This is a genomic window from Bradyrhizobium sp. MV1.5, assembly GCF_055807615.1.
In genome coordinates this window covers 1-15,529 of sequence record NZ_JBVVPL010000073.1, presented here as the reverse complement: position 1 = coordinate 15,529, position 15,529 = coordinate 1, and the positions used below count along the sequence as shown (strand labels likewise).

At 64.3% G+C, this 15,529-nt stretch carries 15 protein-coding genes and 1 tRNA gene; 7 read left to right on the top strand and 9 right to left on the bottom strand.

The window, feature by feature from the left end:
* Window positions 1-238 precede the first annotated feature (238 nt).
* Genes AC0L2J_RS33680 through AC0L2J_RS33655 form a run of 6 tightly spaced genes read left to right on the top strand, consistent with a single transcriptional unit; the run spans window position 239 to window position 5,406 of the window.
* A complete protein-coding gene (locus AC0L2J_RS33680) occupies window positions 239-955 on the top strand; it encodes a c-type cytochrome (protein WP_473251461.1) in 717 nt (238 codons plus the stop codon).
* A gap of 11 nt (window positions 956-966) precedes the next feature.
* Window positions 967-2,226, top strand: coding sequence for a cytochrome c (locus AC0L2J_RS33675; protein WP_371449434.1), 1,260 nt, complete (start codon window positions 967-969; stop codon window positions 2,224-2,226).
* Window positions 2,227-2,233: 7 nt separating this feature from the next.
* On the top strand, window positions 2,234-2,410 hold the full coding sequence (locus tag AC0L2J_RS33670) for a hypothetical protein (protein ID WP_007610286.1): 177 nt from the start codon (window positions 2,234-2,236) through the stop codon (window positions 2,408-2,410).
* A complete protein-coding gene (locus tag AC0L2J_RS33665) occupies window positions 2,407-2,982 on the top strand; it encodes a cupredoxin domain-containing protein (RefSeq protein ID WP_063996370.1) in 576 nt (191 codons plus the stop codon). Before AC0L2J_RS33670 ends, AC0L2J_RS33665 begins: the two co-directional genes overlap by 4 nt.
* The gene (locus AC0L2J_RS33660; RefSeq protein ID WP_473395867.1) at window positions 2,969-4,591 is read left to right on the top strand and encodes a b(o/a)3-type cytochrome-c oxidase subunit 1; all 1,623 of its coding nucleotides are present in this window, start codon (window positions 2,969-2,971) and stop codon (window positions 4,589-4,591) included. Before AC0L2J_RS33665 ends, AC0L2J_RS33660 begins: the two co-directional genes overlap by 14 nt.
* Entirely contained in the window at window positions 4,591-5,406 is an 816-nt protein-coding gene (locus AC0L2J_RS33655) for a c-type cytochrome (RefSeq protein WP_473395866.1), read from the top strand. The genes AC0L2J_RS33660 and AC0L2J_RS33655 overlap by 1 nt, the downstream gene beginning before the upstream one ends.
* A gap of 167 nt (window positions 5,407-5,573) precedes the next feature.
* On the opposite strand, the gene AC0L2J_RS33650 is transcribed toward AC0L2J_RS33655, so the two are convergent.
* Both AC0L2J_RS33650 and lipA read right to left on the bottom strand, forming a co-directional pair.
* The gene (locus AC0L2J_RS33650) at window positions 5,574-6,044 is read right to left on the bottom strand and encodes a type II toxin-antitoxin system RatA family toxin (protein ID WP_007591145.1); all 471 of its coding nucleotides are present in this window, start codon (window positions 6,042-6,044) and stop codon (window positions 5,574-5,576) included.
* 6 nt (window positions 6,045-6,050) lie between these two features.
* On the bottom strand, window positions 6,051-7,007 hold the full coding sequence (gene lipA, locus AC0L2J_RS33645) for a lipoyl synthase (protein WP_007591147.1): 957 nt from the start codon (window positions 7,005-7,007) through the stop codon (window positions 6,051-6,053).
* 130 nt (window positions 7,008-7,137) lie between these two features.
* Between lipA and AC0L2J_RS33640 the strand changes: the two genes are divergently transcribed.
* Window positions 7,138-7,740 (top strand): DNA-3-methyladenine glycosylase, encoded by a 603-nt coding sequence (locus tag AC0L2J_RS33640; protein ID WP_473395865.1) that lies wholly within the window; start codon window positions 7,138-7,140, stop codon window positions 7,738-7,740.
* Between the two features lie 2 nt (window positions 7,741-7,742).
* On the opposite strand, the gene AC0L2J_RS33635 is transcribed toward AC0L2J_RS33640, so the two are convergent.
* From AC0L2J_RS33635 to AC0L2J_RS33605, 7 genes are all read right to left on the bottom strand, one after another.
* Complete coding sequence (locus AC0L2J_RS33635; RefSeq protein ID WP_007610269.1) at window positions 7,743-10,619, bottom strand: valine--tRNA ligase; 2,877 nt, start codon at window positions 10,617-10,619, stop codon at window positions 7,743-7,745.
* A 154-nt stretch (window positions 10,620-10,773) separates the two neighbouring features.
* Window positions 10,774-11,547: a PopZ family protein gene (locus AC0L2J_RS33630; protein ID WP_473395864.1), complete on the bottom strand. Its 774-nt coding sequence runs from the start codon at window positions 11,545-11,547 to the stop codon at window positions 10,774-10,776.
* 307 nt (window positions 11,548-11,854) lie between these two features.
* Complete coding sequence (locus tag AC0L2J_RS33625; RefSeq protein ID WP_063996377.1) at window positions 11,855-13,246, bottom strand: TolC family outer membrane protein; 1,392 nt, start codon at window positions 13,244-13,246, stop codon at window positions 11,855-11,857.
* A gap of 213 nt (window positions 13,247-13,459) precedes the next feature.
* A complete protein-coding gene (locus AC0L2J_RS33620; protein WP_473395863.1) occupies window positions 13,460-14,122 on the bottom strand; it encodes a protein-L-isoaspartate O-methyltransferase family protein in 663 nt (220 codons plus the stop codon).
* A gap of 134 nt (window positions 14,123-14,256) precedes the next feature.
* A complete protein-coding gene (locus AC0L2J_RS33615) occupies window positions 14,257-14,436 on the bottom strand; it encodes a hypothetical protein (RefSeq protein ID WP_063996379.1) in 180 nt (59 codons plus the stop codon).
* A 174-nt stretch (window positions 14,437-14,610) separates the two neighbouring features.
* Window positions 14,611-14,685: transfer RNA gene (locus AC0L2J_RS33610), tRNA-Asn, on the bottom strand.
* Between the two features lie 133 nt (window positions 14,686-14,818).
* Window positions 14,819-15,187, bottom strand: coding sequence for a hypothetical protein (locus AC0L2J_RS33605; protein WP_063996380.1), 369 nt, complete (start codon window positions 15,185-15,187; stop codon window positions 14,819-14,821).
* Window positions 15,188-15,529 lie beyond the last annotated feature (342 nt).

The following is a 15,529-nucleotide window of genomic DNA, read 5'->3' as shown; positions in this document are numbered from 1 at the left end:
AGGAGGGTGTACGCGACGAAGCAAAGCTCGGGCGAGATTCGTCGCGAGACTGCAATCCTGTGTCTGCTTTTCAAAATGCACGCAAACTTTGTCGAAACCGATCGGGATCGCAAATGTGCAACCGCGAGCAAACGTCATTGGCGCCTTGCCGTCTTGCACACGACTATATTGGCGCAATAATGCCGCTCTACGTTGTGACCGGGAATCAACCCGGCCCAGCCCCTGGAGGGCGACGAGAGTGTTCGCTCGCTACACTGCTGCGGCAGTCGCCGTTACTGCCTTGGCCGTCATCGCCGCCCTCGACGGTGCGACCGCGCAAACCGCCAGCCAGCCGCCGGATACGATGGCGGCGCGCGTCGAGGCTTGCACACCCTGTCACGGCAACAAGGGCGAAGGCACCAGCGACGTCTATTTTCCGCGTCTCGCAGGCAAGCCGGCCGGTTATCTCTACAACCAGCTCCTCGCTTTCCGCAGCGGCCGGCGCAAATACCCGCCGATGAATTATCTGCTGGAATTCCTGCCCGATCCCTATTTGGAGGCAATGGCCGAATATTTCGCCAGCGAGCACCCGCCGCTGCCACAGCCGGCGCCGAGCGAAGTGAGCAACGACGTCCTCGCGCACGGTGAGCTGCTCGCCACCAGCGGCGATGCCGGCCGCAACATTCCGGCTTGCGTAAGCTGTCATGGCCCGGGACTGACGGGCATGCAGCCGGGCATCCCCGGCCTGCTGGGCTTGCGCGCCAATTACATCAGCGCCCAGCTCGGCGGCTGGCGTTATGGCACTCGCACCGCGAAATCCCCTGATTGCATGCAGCTCGTCGCCGGTCACCTGACCGAGGCGGACGTCACCGCCGTCGCAGCCTGGCTTGCGACGCGGCCTGCCCCCGCCAACCCAGCCCCCGTGCCGAAAGGCACCTACGCGCTGCCATTCGGCTGCGGTAGCCAGCCCAACTGACGAGGCGGATGATGGGCTTCAAACTGTCGATCAAGCTCCTTTCCATGAAGTTGCTCGCCCTCGCCGCGTTCACCACGGCAGCAGCAGCGCAGGACAAGGACAAGACTGGTGACGTCATCTCGCGCGGCGAATATCTGGCCCGTGCCGGCGATTGCACCGCCTGCCACACCGCGCCGGAAGGCCGTCTGTTTGCCGGCGGCCGTGCCATGCCGACCCCGTTCGGCACGCTCTACACCTCCAACATCACGCCCGATCCGGAGACCGGCATCGGCAAATGGAGCGGCGACGACTTCTACAAGACCATGCACAGCGGCCGCTTTCCCGGTGGCGGCTTGATCTACCCGGCGATGCCGTTTGCGTCCTACACCAAGGTCACGCGCGCCGACAGCGACGCGATCTTCGCCTATCTGCGCTCGATTGCGCCGGTGAACCAGAAGAACAAGCCGCACGAGTTGCGTTTCCCTTACGACAACCGCCAGCTCATCCTCGGCTGGCGCACGCTGTTCTTCAGCGAGGGCGAGTTCAAGCCCGATCCGAAAAAATCGGCGGAATGGAATCGCGGCGCCTATCTGGTCGAGGGCCTCGGCCATTGCGGCATGTGCCATTCGCCGATCAACGCGCTCGGCGGCACCTCGCAATCCGACGCCTTCAAGGGCGGCCTGATTCCGATGCAGAACTGGTACGCGCCCTCGCTGACGTCAAACCGTGAGGCCGGGCTCGGCGACTGGAGCATCAAGGACATCACGGATCTGCTCCAGACCGGCGTCTCCATGCGCGGCGTGGTCTACGGCCCGATGGCCGAGGTCGTGCACAACAGCCTGCAATATCTCAACGACGAGGACACCCGGGCGATGGCGGTGTACCTCAAGGGTATCGCGGAGCCCTCACCTCCGCCGGCCGCGAGCTCGGCGCTGCCGACCAGCGAGAGCAGCCTTCTGATCAGCCTCGGCAAGACCGTTTACGACAAGAACTGCGCGAGCTGTCATGGTGCGCAGGGCGAGGGCAAGCCACCGCACTGGCCGCCGCTCGCTAACAACCAGTCGATCGAAATGCAGTCGGCGGTCAACCCGATCCGCATGGTGCTCAATGGCGGCTATCCGCCGGGCACCAAGGGCAATCCGATGCCCTACGGCATGCCGCCCTTCGCCGGCCTCCTCTCCGACAACGAGGTCGCCGCCGTCGTCTCCTACATCCGCACCGCCTGGGGCAATCGCGGCACGCCGGTCTCGGCGCGCGAGGCCAACGAGCTGCGCTCAGCACCGCTGAACTGAGGGCCCCATGTTCAACTCCGATCCGCCGACCAGCCCAGCCGCCGCCGACCAGGCCGTCGAGGAAGTCGTGGCGCAGGGACCGTCCGGCGCGATCGTGGTCGCCGGCATCGCCACGGCCTGCGTGGTGGCAATGTGGTTCGCCTTCTATCTGTTCGTGTTCCTGCCGCGCGGCTCGCTGCAATGAGCGCCGAGGGAGCCCACAGCAACGGCAGCGCCAGCGCCGAGGTCGCAGCCCGCGTCGAGCGGCGCTGGGCCACCATCGCCGTGATCATCGTCGTGATGATGGCGCTGCTGGCGGCGTTCGCCGGCATCCATCGCGCGACCATGCCGCAACCTCGCGTCGAGACTACCGATCCCTCGCGGCTGCATCTCTCAGGTGAGTTCGTCGAAAGCAATCTCGGCAGCGTGCTCGAGGCCAATGGCAATGTGACCGTGCGCGCGATCGGCCAGCAATATTCCTTCACGCCGGCCTGCATCGTGGTGCCCGTGGACACGCCGATCACGCTGCGCGCCACCAGCGCAGACGTCGTCCACGGCATCCTGATCCAGGGCACCAACGTCAACACCATGCTGGTGCCGGGCTACATCTCCGAGCAGCTCATGCGCTTTACGAAGAGCGGCGACTATCTGATGCCTTGCCAGGAGTTTTGCTCCTTCGGCCACGAGGGCATGTGGGGCAAGGTCAAGGTGATCGACAAGACTGACTTCGCGAACCGCGCGAAGGGCGGCGGGAGGCTGAGCTGTGTTGGTCAATAGAAAGCTCATCCTCGCTCATTTCTGGCTGGCCTTCGTCGTGTTCGGCATCGCGCTCACGCTCGGCGCCTGGCAGATGTTCATCCGCAGCCCGATCGGCACATGGCTGTCCAATCCCGAGCTCTATTACCGCTCGCTGACCGCGCACGGCACGGTGATGGGCTACGTCTTCCCGACCCTGGTCGCGATGGGCTTTGGCTATGCCATCAGCGAATCCGCGCTGGAGCAGCGGCTGGTCGGTGTGCGATTGGCCTGGGCGGGATTCTGGCTGATTGTGGTCGGCGCGATCATGGCGATGGTCCCGGTCGGGCTCGGCCGCGCCTCGGTGCTCTACACCTTCTATCCGCCGCTGATCGGCAACGTCTTCTACTACCTCGGCGTCGTGCTGGTCGTGGTCGGCTCCTGGATCTGGGTCGCGTTGATGTCGCTCAATCTGCGCGTCTGGCGGAAAGCCCATCCCGGCGCGCCGGTGCCGCTCGCAATGTTCGCCAATGTCGCGGGTTCGTATCTGTGGGCCTGGACCGCGGTCGGCGCCGCGCTCGAGCTGCTGCTGCAGATCATTCCGGTCGCCTCCGGACTGAAGGCCACCATCGACGCCGGCCTTGCGCGCGTGTTCTTCTCCTGGACGCTGCATGCCATCGTCTATTTCTGGCTGATGCCGACCTACATCGCCTATTACACCATCGTGCCGCGCGCGATCGGCGGCCGCATCTATTCCGACAGCATGGCGCGGATCTCCTTCATCCTCTTCCTGGTGGTCGCGATGCCGATCGGCATGCACCACACCTTTGCCGATCCGCAGGTCGGCGCCGGCTTCAAGTTCATCCATTCGGCGTTCACCGCGCTGGTCGCGCTGCCGACGCTGTTGACCGTGTTCACGATCTGCGCCTCGGTCGAGATCGCGGCCCGCCTGCGCGGCGGCCGCGGCATGTTCGGCTGGATCAGGGCCCTGCCCTGGGACAACCCGATGATGCTGGCCCTCGCCTTTTCCTTCGTCATGCTCGGCTTCGGCGGCGCCGGCGGCCTCATCAACATGAGCTATCAGCTCGATGCGTCGATCCACAACACGCAGTGGATCACCGGCCATTTCCACCTGATCTTCGGCGGCGCCATCGTAATCATGTATTTTGCGATCGCCTACGATCTGTGGCCGCATCTGACCGGGCGCGAGCTGATCGATCTCCGCCTGATCCGCACCCAGCTCTGGCTGTGGTTCATCGGCATGATCGTCACGACCTTTCCCTGGCACTGGGTCGGCATTCTCGGCATGCCGCGCCGCATGGCCTATTTCGACTTCGGCGATCCCGCCATCGCCCCGCAGGCACTTTCGGTCACCCTCTCGGCAATCGGCGGCTTCATCCTGCTGGCGTCGGGCATCATGTTCATCGTGATCCTGGCCCGCGCCATGCGTGCGCCGCAGGTCGACGCCGGCTCCTATCGCTTCGCGTTGGCCGTGCACCAGCCCACAACGGTCCCGGTCGCGCTCAACACCCATGCGCTGTGGGTGGCGTTGATGATCGCCCTCACTCTCACCAATTACGGCTATCCGATCCTGAATCTGGCCCTGACCGAGGGCACCTCTGTGCCGGCCGTTTATGTGGGAGCGCAGTGATGAGCACGCGGGAGCTCTTCACCCTCACCAATCGTCATTTCAAGACGAGTGTGGTCATCACAGCCGCGATCCTTATCGTCACGGCGATTGCAGGCTTCCTCGTGCTGCCGTTTGCGCAGCCCTGGGTTCAGTTCGCCAACGTCTGGGACGCAATCTGCAGCGCTGCCGGTGTGCCGCAACGCGCGGCGAGCGTGACTGCGCCGGAGCAGACCAAGCGACTGTCGGGGGTCGTACTGACGTCGAACACGCTGTCACGCCCGAGCCAGGAGGCGATCGGCCGCGGTGCCACGCTGGCGCAGCGTTGCGCGATCTGTCACGGCCCGACCGGTGTCAGCCGCGCGGACTCGCCCAATCTTGCGGGTCAATATGCCGCCGTGATCTACAAGGAGCTGCATGATTTCCGCACCGCCGCGCGCGCCAATGCGGTGATGTCGCCATTCGCCGTCAATTTGACGGACCAGGAGATCGCGGATCTCTCGAACTATTACGCCTACCTGCCGCGGCTGCCGGCCTATCACCCGACGCCGCAACTGCCGAAGCCAAACATCGTGATCTACGGCGCACCGATGCGCGGCATCGCGCCCTGCGGCGCCTGCCACGGCAGCCTCGACAACAAGACCGGCAGCCCGTGGCTCGAAGGCCAGTCCGAAGCCTACATGAAAGCGCAGCTGCAGGCCTTCGCCTCCGGCGAGCGTCGCAACGACATCAGCCAGCAGATGCGCAACATCGCGCGTGCGATGACGGCGGAGGAAATCGAGCAGGCCTCAGCGTATTATGCCTCGCAGCCGCCGGATGTCGTGAAGGCGGTGGATTGAAGCTAGGAGTTCGTGCCCCGGATGCAGCGCAGCGCCCCTTCAGCGGTGCGCTGCAGAGCCGGGGCCCATGCTTCCGAGCCGTCGGTGCGGCGTGGGTCCCGGCTCTGCGGAGCAGCGCTATGCGCTGCACCGCGTCCGGGACACGAGAGCGTGCCCGTCCGCAACCACTACGACGACGCCAGCTTCCGCCGTCCGTAGATCGCATCCGCCCGCTTCTCGAACGCGATGGAAAATCGCGCGAATGCGGCGTCGAACATCGAACCCATCAGGAGCGCCAGCATGCGGCTCTTGAACTCGTAGGCGAGGAAGAAACCGACATCGCAAACGCTCTCGCCTTTGGGCTCGAACGTCCAGCGGTTTTCCAGATTGCTGAAAGGACCTTGCAGATATTCGACCAGGATCTTCAAGTTGGCGCGGTCGAGCGTCACGCGGCTCGTGAAGGATTCCCTGACCAGCTTGAACGACACCGTCATGTCCGCGACCAGCACCTCGGTGCCGTCGGGTTTCGCCATGCGCTGTCGGACCTTCAGCGCGCTGCACAGCGGCACGAATTCCGGGTAGCGCTCGACGTCGGCGACCAGATCAAACATCTCGGACGCGCTGTGATCGACACGGCGCTTGCTCGAAAAATTGGGCATGGCGATTCAGCGGGCGCTTGCTGCCCGCGCGGCTTTCAGTTTCGCAAAATCCTCGCCGGCATGATGCGACGAACGGGTGAGCGGGCTCGCCGACACCATCAGGAAGCCCTTGGTGTAGGCGACCTTCTCGTAGGACGAAAACTCGTCCGGCGGCACGTAGCGCATCACGGCGTGATGCTTGCGGGTCGGCTGGAGATATTGCCCGATGGTCAGGAAATCGACATCGGCCGAACGCAGATCGTCCATCACCTGCTGCACCTCGTGGCGCTCCTCGCCGAGGCCGACCATGATGCCGGACTTGGTGAAGATGGTGGGATCGAGCTCCTTGACCCGCTGCAACAGCCGGATCGAATGGAAATACCGCGCGCCCGGCCGCACGGTGAGATAGCACGACGGCACGGTCTCGAGATTGTGGTTGAACACGTCGGGCTTCGCCGCGACGACGACCTCCAGCGCTCCCTCCTTGCGCAGGAAATCGGGCGTGAGGATTTCGATCGTGGTCGAGGGGCATGCAGCGCGGATCGCGCGGATGGTCTGGGCGAAATGCTCGGCGCCGCCATCAGTGAGATCGTCGCGGTCGACGGAGGTGATGACGACATGGGCAAGCCCGAGCTTGGCCACGGCCTCGCCGACGTTCTGCGGCTCGGCCGCGTCAAGCGCGTTCGGCATGCCGGTCTTGACGTTGCAGAACGCGCAGGCGCGGGTGCAGGTGTCACCCATGATCATGAAGGTCGCGTGCTTCTTGTCCCAGCACTCGCCGATATTCGGGCAGCCCGCCTCCTCGCACACCGTATGCAGGCCGTTGGCGCGCACGATGTTGCGGGTGTCGGCATAGCCGCGCGTGTTGGGCGCGCGTACGCGGATCCAGTCCGGCTTCGGCGGCGAAGCGGAATCGGGCCGGTTCACCTTTTCGGGGTGACGTGGGCGCAACGGGTTCGAGATGGTATCGACAATAACGACCATGGGGTGTCCGGCCTGACCAAGTCCTACCTAATCGGTCTGGCCGGGCATCGCAACCCGGCTCGCCCCGCTTCAGGGAACATGGCAGATATGGGCAATATCCTGCTCTGTTCTCTGGCGATTCTCACCTCGAATGGCTCCAGTCTCGAAACCTTCCACACCCCGGCTCGGCAAAGCGCTGAGGCGTGCCTTTTTCGCACGCAGCGTCCACGAGGTCGCGCCCGACCTGATCGGTGCGACCATGCTGGTCGACGGCGTCGGTGGGATCATCGTCGAGGTCGAGGCCTATCATCATACCGAGCCGGCGGCGCACTCCTACAATGGCCCCACGCCGCGGAACCAGGTGATGTTCGGCCCGCCCGGCTTTGCCTATGTCTATCGCTCCTACGGCATCCACTGGTGCGTGAACTTCGTCTGCGAGGACGAAGGCTCTGCCAGCGCCGTGCTGATCCGCGCGCTGGAGCCGACCCATGGCATCGCCGCGATGCGTCGGCGGCGCCATCTCCAGGATTTGCACGCGTTGTGCTCGGGCCCGGGCAAGCTGACCGAAGCGCTCGGCATCACCATCGCGCACAATGCCGTGCCGCTGGACCGTTCGCCGATCGCGCTGCATGCGCGGTCGGAGGACGTCGAGGTGGTGGCCGGCATCCGGATCGGCATCACCAAGGCGGTCGAGCTGCCCTGGCGCTATGGCGCCAGGGGCTCGAAATTCCTCAGCAAGCCGTTTCCGAAATAAGCTTACGACGCCTGCTTGAGCCGCTCCAGCGCCTCGAGCAGCTTGGCCTTGCGGGCGAGCGCGGCCTCGCGCTTCTCGCGCTCCTCCTCGACGACCTCCTCGGCCGCGTTGGCGACGAATTTCTCGTTCGCCAGCTTGGACTCGGCGCGCTTGATGTCGGCGTCGGCCTTCCCGATCTCCTTGTCGAGACGCGTGCGCTCGGCGGCGACGTCGATCACGCCCTTCAGGGGCAGCGCAGCCACCTCACCTCGCACCAGGAGCTGAACCGCGCCGTCGGGCGCACGGTCGGCGAAGGCGATATCCGACAGCCGCGCCATGCGCTTGATGACGTCGCTCCAGCGCGGCACGCGCTCCTTCGTCTCGGCCGAGGCGCCTGCGAGCACCAGCGCCGTCAGCGTCGCAGGCGGAATGTTCATCTCGGCGCGCACCGAACGGATCTGCGTGACAAGGTCGATCACCCAGCCGATCTCGGCCTCGGCTGCGGGATCGGTGAAGTCGGCATGGTCGAAGATCGGCAGCACCCAAACCGGCGAGACGAGCGCGTCGGTCGGCCCCGTCGTCGCCGCGAGCATCGCAAGCTGCTCCGGCGTCGGTTCGGCCGGCTTCAGCGGCCACGGTGCCAGCGCGAGCAGACCGTCGCGCTTGGCCGTCACCTCCCACAGCTCCTCGGTGATGAAGGGCATGAAGGGGTGAAGCAGTTTCAGGATCTCGTCGCGCGCCCATGCCACCATGGCACGGGTCTCGGCCTTGGCAGGGCTATCGGGACCGAGCAGCACGGGTTTTGCGAGCTCGAGATACCAGTCGCAATAGACGTTCCAGACGAAGCGGTAGATGCTGCCGGCAGCGTCGTTGAAGCGATAGGCCTCGATCGCCTCGGTCACCTCGCGCGTGGTGTGCGCGCTCTCATGCGCGATCCAGCGATTCAGTGTCTCCTTGACCTTCGCCGGCTCGAAGCCCTCGGGCACGGCGCAGTGGTTCATCTCCGCGAAGCGCGACGCATTCCAGAGCTTGGTCGCGAAATTGCGATAGCCCTCGACACGGCTGGTGGCGAGCTTGATGTCGCGCCCCTGCGCGGCCATCGCGGCAAGCGTGAAGCGCAGCGCGTCCGCGCCATATTGGTCGATCAGGCTGAGCGGATCGATGACGTTGCCCTTCGACTTCGACATCTTGGCGCCCTTCTCGTCGCGGACGAGGGCGTGGATGTAGATCGTCGAGAACGGCACCTCCTTCATGAAGTGCAGGCCCATCATCATCATGCGGGCGACCCAGAAGAAGATGATGTCGAAGCCGGTCACCAGCGCGTTGGTCGGGTAGTAGCGCTGCACTTCCGGCGCGTCTGCGGGCCAGCCGAGCGTCGAGAACGGCCACAGCGCCGAGGAGAACCAGGTGTCGAGCACGTCTTCGTCGCGCGTGATGAAGCCGTCACGCTTGTTGCGGTCGAGCGCCATCTCGCGCCCCTGCTCGACCGTGATGACTTCCTGCTCGACGTAATAGCCGAGGGCGTGGCTGACGGCCTCCTCCTCGGTCTCGGCGACGAACACCTTGCCATCAGGACCGTACCAGGCCGGGATCTGGTGGCCCCACCAGAGTTGGCGCGAGATGCACCACGGCTGGATGTTCTCCATCCACTCGAAATAGGTTTTTTCCCAGTTCTTCGGCACGAAAGTGGTTTCGCCCGAACGCACTGCCGCCATCGCGGGCTTCGCCAGCGTCTTGGCGTCGACATACCATTGGTCGGTGAGATAGGGCTCGATCACCGTGCCGGAACGGTCGCCATGCGGCACCATGTGGGTGTGGGGCTCGATCCGCTCGACGAAGCCGAACGATTCCAGCCGCTCGACGATGCGCTTGCGCGCAGCAAAGCGATCGAGCTTGTTGAACTCCTCGGCGAACTGCGAGGCACCTTCCGGCAGGTCGCGCAGATAATCCTCGTTGTCGAGGAGATCGAGGCAACCTTCCTTGTCGATGACGCTGATCCGGGCGAGGCCGTGGCGATTGCCGACCTCGAAATCGTTGAAGTCGTGCGCCGGTGTCACCTTCACCGCGCCCGAGCCCTTCTCCGGATCGGAATATTCGTCGGCGACGATCCGGATCTTGCGGCCGACCAGCGGCAGGATCACGTTCTTGCCGACCAGCTTCTGATAACGCTCGTCGTCGGGATGCACGGCGACGCCGGTATCGCCGAGCATGGTCTCCGGGCGCGTGGTGGCAACGACGATGAAGCTCGAGGGATCGTCGGGGCTGAAAATCTTGCCCTCGATCGGATAGCGCAGGTACCAGAGGCTACCCTTGACCTCGGTCTGCTGCACTTCGAGATCGGAGATCGCGGTGAGCAGCTTGGTGTCCCAGTTCACCAGCCGCTTGTCCTTGTAGATCAGGCCATCGCGGTGCAGCTCGACGAACACCTTGACCACGGCCTTGGACAGGCCCTCGTCCATGGTGAAACGTTCGCGCGACCAGTCGCAGGAGGCGCCGAGCCGCTTGAGTTGGTTGATGATGGTGTCGCCGCTCTCGGCCTTCCACTGCCAGACCCGCTCCAGAAACTTCTCGCGGCCCATCTCGCGACGGCTGGGCTGCTGGCGCTCCATCAGCTGCCGCTCCACCACCATCTGGGTGGCGATGCCGGCATGGTCGGTGCCGGGCTGCCACAGCACGTCGCGGCCGCGCATGCGCTCGAACCGGCACAGGATGTCCTGGAGCGTGTTGTTGAGGGCGTGGCCCATGTGCAGCGAGCCCGTCACGTTCGGCGGCGGGATCACGATGGTAAAGGGCACTGCGTCGCGGCGGTCCGGGCGGCCGGCCTTGAAGGCAAGGCTGTCCTCCCACACGACGGACATGCGGGCTTCGATATCGGCGGGCTGGTAATTTTTCTCGATCATGGCGCTGTTAGAAAGCCGCGCACGGGGTCCAAGTCAACGGACAAGTCAACGGAAAGGTCAAAGGAAAGCCAGGGCGGCAACAGGGCTTTCCGGTCCGGTCGGGAGACCGAATATGACGCACAAGCAGGGCTTTATGAGGGCTCTGCGGCCCGATCTACCTGCCGCCGCGCGATACCCGCTCAATTTCGGCCTTCACGATGCGTTCGACGAGGCCTGGCAAATTGTCATCCAGCCAGGATTTCAGCATCGGACGCAGCATCTCCTTGACCAGATCCTCCAGCGTTCGCGCATTGCTGCTGAGCACCGTGTGGGCCAGGGAATTGAAGGCGGATTCGACCGCGGAGACCGTCGATTGCGCCAGCATCGGCTGTTGGGGCGGCAGTGGCGGCGCATCGAAGTCCACGGGCGCATAGGATGCCGGCGTCGGACGCGGGGGCGGCGATTCGGCGAATTCGAGATCGTCGCGCGGCTCGACCTTGCGGAAGCTCGGCGGCGGCGGAGGCGGCGTCGGCTCCATCGCCAGCGCCATATCGTCGGTCAATTCCAGCACGTCGGGCTCGAGTTCGGGCTCCGGTTCGGGTGCACGGATTTCCGGCGCAGCCGTGGCCGTGTCGAGGCCCGCCAGCAAAGCGTCGATGTCGTCCTGATTGTTGGATGCATCCGCCTCGGGTGCGGGGGCCGGCGGCGGCGCCGGCTTTGCTGCCGGAGGCGGTGCGGGCTTCTCGGCGGCCGGCTTGGGCGGCGCGACCTTGGATGGCGGAATATCGTTGATCGCCTGCGGCTTCGGTGGCGCGGCGGGGGCGGCAGCTTTCTCGGGCTTGGCGGCATCCGCCGGCGGCGGCTTGGCCTCATCGTCGGCAATGATGCGCCGGATCGAGGCCAGAATCTCCTCCATCGAGGGTTCTGTGACCTTTGCAGGCTGCGTCATCTCCGACTCCACATCATCAACGCCCTCGCATGCGTTGTTTTACACCAAGCACGACAGGATTGGCCGGTTCCGGATGGGTCGCCCGACATTTTCGTCACGGCAGCCCGACTTGTCCCCAGATGACCGCTCAACGTGCAGCGGTGCGGCCCCTGCCGTCGGCACCTCATGCTTTACGCACACGGCATCGGATGCAAAGCGAATCGGCCCGCATCTTCTTGGCAAGGCTATGTCAGGGATTTTGATGATTGCAAGCAAAGCACCGGTCGGCTTCGGCTATTTGCGAGGCCGACCGGGTGATTACGGGACTCTAGCGGCCGTCTGGCGTGCGTACGCCGGCCCAGCTGTCGCGAACCTGCTGGTAGTGGACGCTGGGATCGTAGACCGTGGTGTTGAGGCCGAGGACCTGCGGCGCGAGACGGCCGACCGCGTTGAGCACCGAATAGGACGCCACCACGCGGTCATGCTGGGCAGTGACGAGCGCCACGCGCGCGTTGACCAGCGCCTGCTGCGCGTTGAGCACGTCCAGCGTGGTGCGCTGGCCGGCCTTCGCTTCCTCGCGCACGCCGTTCAGCGCGATCTCGGAGGCCGTAACCTGCGCCTGCGCGGACTGCACCTGCGCCTTGCCAGCTTCCAACTGGCCCCAGGCCTGCACGACGTTGGCGCGGGTCTGATCGCGTGTGGTTTCAAGATTCAGGCGCTGCTGCGCCAGATTCTCTTTCGATTGGCGGATGAGCGCATATTCAGCGCCGCCCTGATAGATCGGCACCGAGGCGGTCGCAATGGCGGACGCGGTCGTCGTTCGGAAGACCGTCAGCGTCTGCTGGTACGACTGGGTGATGCCAGCCTGAACCGTGAGGGTCGGCAGCAGCGCGCCTTCGTTGATCTTGACCTGGAGATAATTGACGTCGATGCCGAACATCGAGGCCGTGACGTTGGGGTTCTCCACCAGGCTGAGACCGACGGCGGAGGCGAGCGTCCCGGGCAGGAAACGATCGACCGGCGAGCCCGGCGCAAGGTTCGTCGGCTCGTTGCCGATGATCCGGCGGAAATTCGCGCGCGTCGTCGTGAGATTCGATTCGGCAGTCAGGGCCTGGGTCCTGCCGGCCGCGAGCTGCGCTTCGGATTGTGCCACGTCCGTGCGCGTCACCTCGCCGACATTGAAGCGATCGCGGGTTTGCTTGAGCGTCTGTTCGAGCACGCGCACGTTGCTGCGCTGAACTTCGAGGGTGGCGGAGTCACGAAGATAATCCATGTAGCTGGTGGCAGCCTGCAACAGGACCGTCTGCTCGAGCACGCGCAACGCCTCGCGGGACCCCGAGACCTGGCTCTCCGCCGCGCGCGTCCTGTTGGCGGTCTGATTGCCGTTGTAGAGCGTCTGGTTGATGGTCAGGCTGGCGCTGTTGGGCTGAAGGGGCGGATCGCTATGGATTGGCAGACCCTTCTGCTGCTGCTGAATATCTTGATATTGATAGCCAGTGCTGAGGTTGACCCCGACCTTGGGCCGATAGCCCGACAGCGCCTGCGGCACGTTCTCGTCGGTCGAGCGCACCTGGGCGCGTTGCGCGTTGAGCTGCGGATTGTTCTGATAGGCGCGCACCAGCGCAGCCTCGATCGTATCCGCCAAGGCAGGCGTCGGCGCGGCAAGCGCCAGCAGCAGGACCGAAACCGCTGCTCCGGTGAAGAGCTTCACCCCATGCATCCAAAAATTCCGTTCATTCTAACGCCCGGCTCGTGCCCGCGAGCTGGGTTACCGTCTACGAGTGGAGTCGTTGCCCCGTCGCAACATAGGACGTGGTCAAGCGCGACGGAACTACCTGAGGGTGGTTCTCGGTGGAAACTCTTCACGTGCAGCATCCCGGCCACACTTCTGATTCAGAACGGGATTTTAATGGGCTAAAGCCGCTATCGGCCGTCAGAAGACGAAGGCGGCGGCCCGTTCCAGCCCGGGAAGCACGGGGGCCGCGGCATCGAACAGCGCCCGATGGCCGAATTCGCCATGGGTATGGGTCACGATCATGGCTCGCGGCGGCCTGGATTCGGCCGAGACCCCCACCAGGCGCCCACCCTCCTTGAGCTGCCCGAGCAGCCCTGAAGGCGTCACCTCGGTGGCGCCGTTGAGGACGATCACATCATAGGGGCCAGCAGCGGCATCACCCTCGGCGCAGGCCGCGGCCTTGCAGGCCACGTTGGCAAGCCCGAGGGCGGCGAAGGCGTCGTTGGCCTTCTTGGCTAAGGCCGAATCGCATTCCGTCGCGATGACCTGACGCGCAAGCTTGGCGGTCAGCGCGGCGAGATAGCCCGTGGCGCAGCCGACGACCAGCACGTTGTCATCCTCGCCGATCTCGGCGGCCTGGAGCAGCTTGCCGGTCAGCTGCGGCTTGATCAGAAACCGCTTGGCGCCGTCCTCGCTGACGTCGAGATCGAGGTCGAGATACGCCAATGCCTGCCGGCTAGCCGGCACGAAAGCCTCGCGCGGAACCGTGAGCATGGCGTCGAGAACACGACGGTCGGTGACGTCACTGGTGCGCACCTGGCCATCGACCATTTTTAGGCGCGCCGTCGAGAAAACGGACATTTGCGGACCCTGCAAGGCGGACGATGCCGCGGACGAAAGTTGGCGGCATCTTTGGAACAGGCCCTGCGAAAACGCAACATGGCTTTGGCCCGCGAATCGGGCCGTTCCGCAACTCGCAACATCGAGGGCGAGACCTATTCGATCGTGACCGCGAGGCGGCCGATCAATGCGGCGACTTCATCCAGCCGTGCCGAATCGTGGGTCTCGACCGCGCGCGCCAGACAGGCGAGGCATTCGTCGTCGCTGAGTTCGAGGACGTCCCCCGGCAGAATGGAGGGAGCCAGCGGGGAACGGTCGACCTGGATGTCTCGCATGGAATCAGCTCCGTAAAGGACCGGCGCCAGGAATCTCGATTTCAATTGAGTCGTTTTGGCGTCGCCCCGTGGATGCCGGCTCGCCACGGTACACATGTAATTGAGAATTTGCCGCAACGAGATCGCACATCAGATCAGAGTCTGAATGCAAGCCGTTGACAATAAAGCGGAATTTGGCTCCCCGGGCTGGATTCGAACCAGCGACCATCCGATTAACAGTCGGATGCTCTACCGCTGAGCTACCGAGGAAAAGGGCGAACCCGTCGTTCGCGCGCGGCTGCGTATAACAAAGCCGCTTGCGCTTGCAAAGGACGAATTCGCTATCTGGCACATTGCCGCGAGGAAGGGCACGCGGCCCTCCTCCGCCTGGCCTCAGGTCAAATTACTCGGCGACGAACGAAGTGGTCTTGGTGCCGGAATCGTAGCGCAGCCGAAGTGCGGTGAACTTGCAGAGGTTGACGTTCTTCCAGAGCACGGTCTCGTCATAGTTCTGCCAGTCGACGCGGACATTCCAGACGCATCCTTCGTCGTCATCGTCGAACTCGACATAGGTGCTCGCCTGGTTCTGCAAGACCTTCTCCAGTTCGTTGTCCCATTCGTCCATGCCATCGTCCGGAGCGTTGAAGCCCAGGAATTTGATGGCATAGCCGGTCTCGTTGACGACAGTAACGTTGCGCGCGTCAGCCGCGAACGACGGCGTGGCGGCAATCGATAGACCGACCGCGATCAGTGCAGACAGAAAATACTTCATATGAAATTCTCCCGATCGAAACGGGCTGTCGGTGCCTGACGTCGATCGGCGCAGGCGCCGCGGCAACCAATGGCGTTGCCTTGAAAGATTCGTCGGAGGCGCAATCGAAAGGTTCAAGACGCGATCGATGCGCCCCCGGTTCGTTGCACGACGCGAGACGCGCAACGAGCGAATTCTTACCGATTCGAATTCTCCGCAGCAATGAACCGGCATTCATAGATCGGCGGGGTTTGTTGTCTCCGGCGCCGGCACCGCGCGGAATGTGATTTTTGTCGCAGGCACAACTTCGCGTCCTCGCGGTTTGGCTCGCCCGAGTTTTGCTTTGTCTCGTTCACCCTCCTC

Excerpts from the sequence above, each read along its gene's own strand:
- AC0L2J_RS33655 (WP_473395866.1), top strand. The coding sequence starts at position 4,591 with ATGAGCACGCGGGAGCTCTTCACCCTCACCAATCGTCATTTCAAGACG.
- AC0L2J_RS33615 (WP_063996379.1), bottom strand. The coding sequence starts at position 14,436 with ATGCGAGACATCCAGGTCGACCGTTCCCCGCTGGCTCCCTCCATTCTG.
- AC0L2J_RS33635 (WP_007610269.1), bottom strand. The coding sequence starts at position 10,619 with ATGATCGAGAAAAATTACCAGCCCGCCGATATCGAAGCCCGCATGTCC.
- lipA (WP_007591147.1), bottom strand. The coding sequence starts at position 7,007 with ATGGTCGTTATTGTCGATACCATCTCGAACCCGTTGCGCCCACGTCAC.
- AC0L2J_RS33665 (WP_063996370.1), top strand. The coding sequence starts at position 2,407 with ATGAGCGCCGAGGGAGCCCACAGCAACGGCAGCGCCAGCGCCGAGGTC.
- AC0L2J_RS33630 (WP_473395864.1), bottom strand. The coding sequence starts at position 11,547 with ATGACGCAGCCTGCAAAGGTCACAGAACCCTCGATGGAGGAGATTCTG.
- AC0L2J_RS33605 (WP_063996380.1), bottom strand. The coding sequence starts at position 15,187 with ATGAAGTATTTTCTGTCTGCACTGATCGCGGTCGGTCTATCGATTGCC.
- AC0L2J_RS33675 (WP_371449434.1), top strand. The coding sequence starts at position 967 with ATGGGCTTCAAACTGTCGATCAAGCTCCTTTCCATGAAGTTGCTCGCC.
- AC0L2J_RS33625 (WP_063996377.1), bottom strand. The coding sequence starts at position 13,246 with ATGCATGGGGTGAAGCTCTTCACCGGAGCAGCGGTTTCGGTCCTGCTG.
- AC0L2J_RS33620 (WP_473395863.1), bottom strand. The coding sequence starts at position 14,122 with ATGTCCGTTTTCTCGACGGCGCGCCTAAAAATGGTCGATGGCCAGGTG.
- AC0L2J_RS33640 (WP_473395865.1), top strand. The coding sequence starts at position 7,138 with ATGGCTCCAGTCTCGAAACCTTCCACACCCCGGCTCGGCAAAGCGCTG.
- AC0L2J_RS33670 (WP_007610286.1), top strand. The coding sequence starts at position 2,234 with ATGTTCAACTCCGATCCGCCGACCAGCCCAGCCGCCGCCGACCAGGCC.
- AC0L2J_RS33650 (WP_007591145.1), bottom strand. The coding sequence starts at position 6,044 with ATGCCCAATTTTTCGAGCAAGCGCCGTGTCGATCACAGCGCGTCCGAG.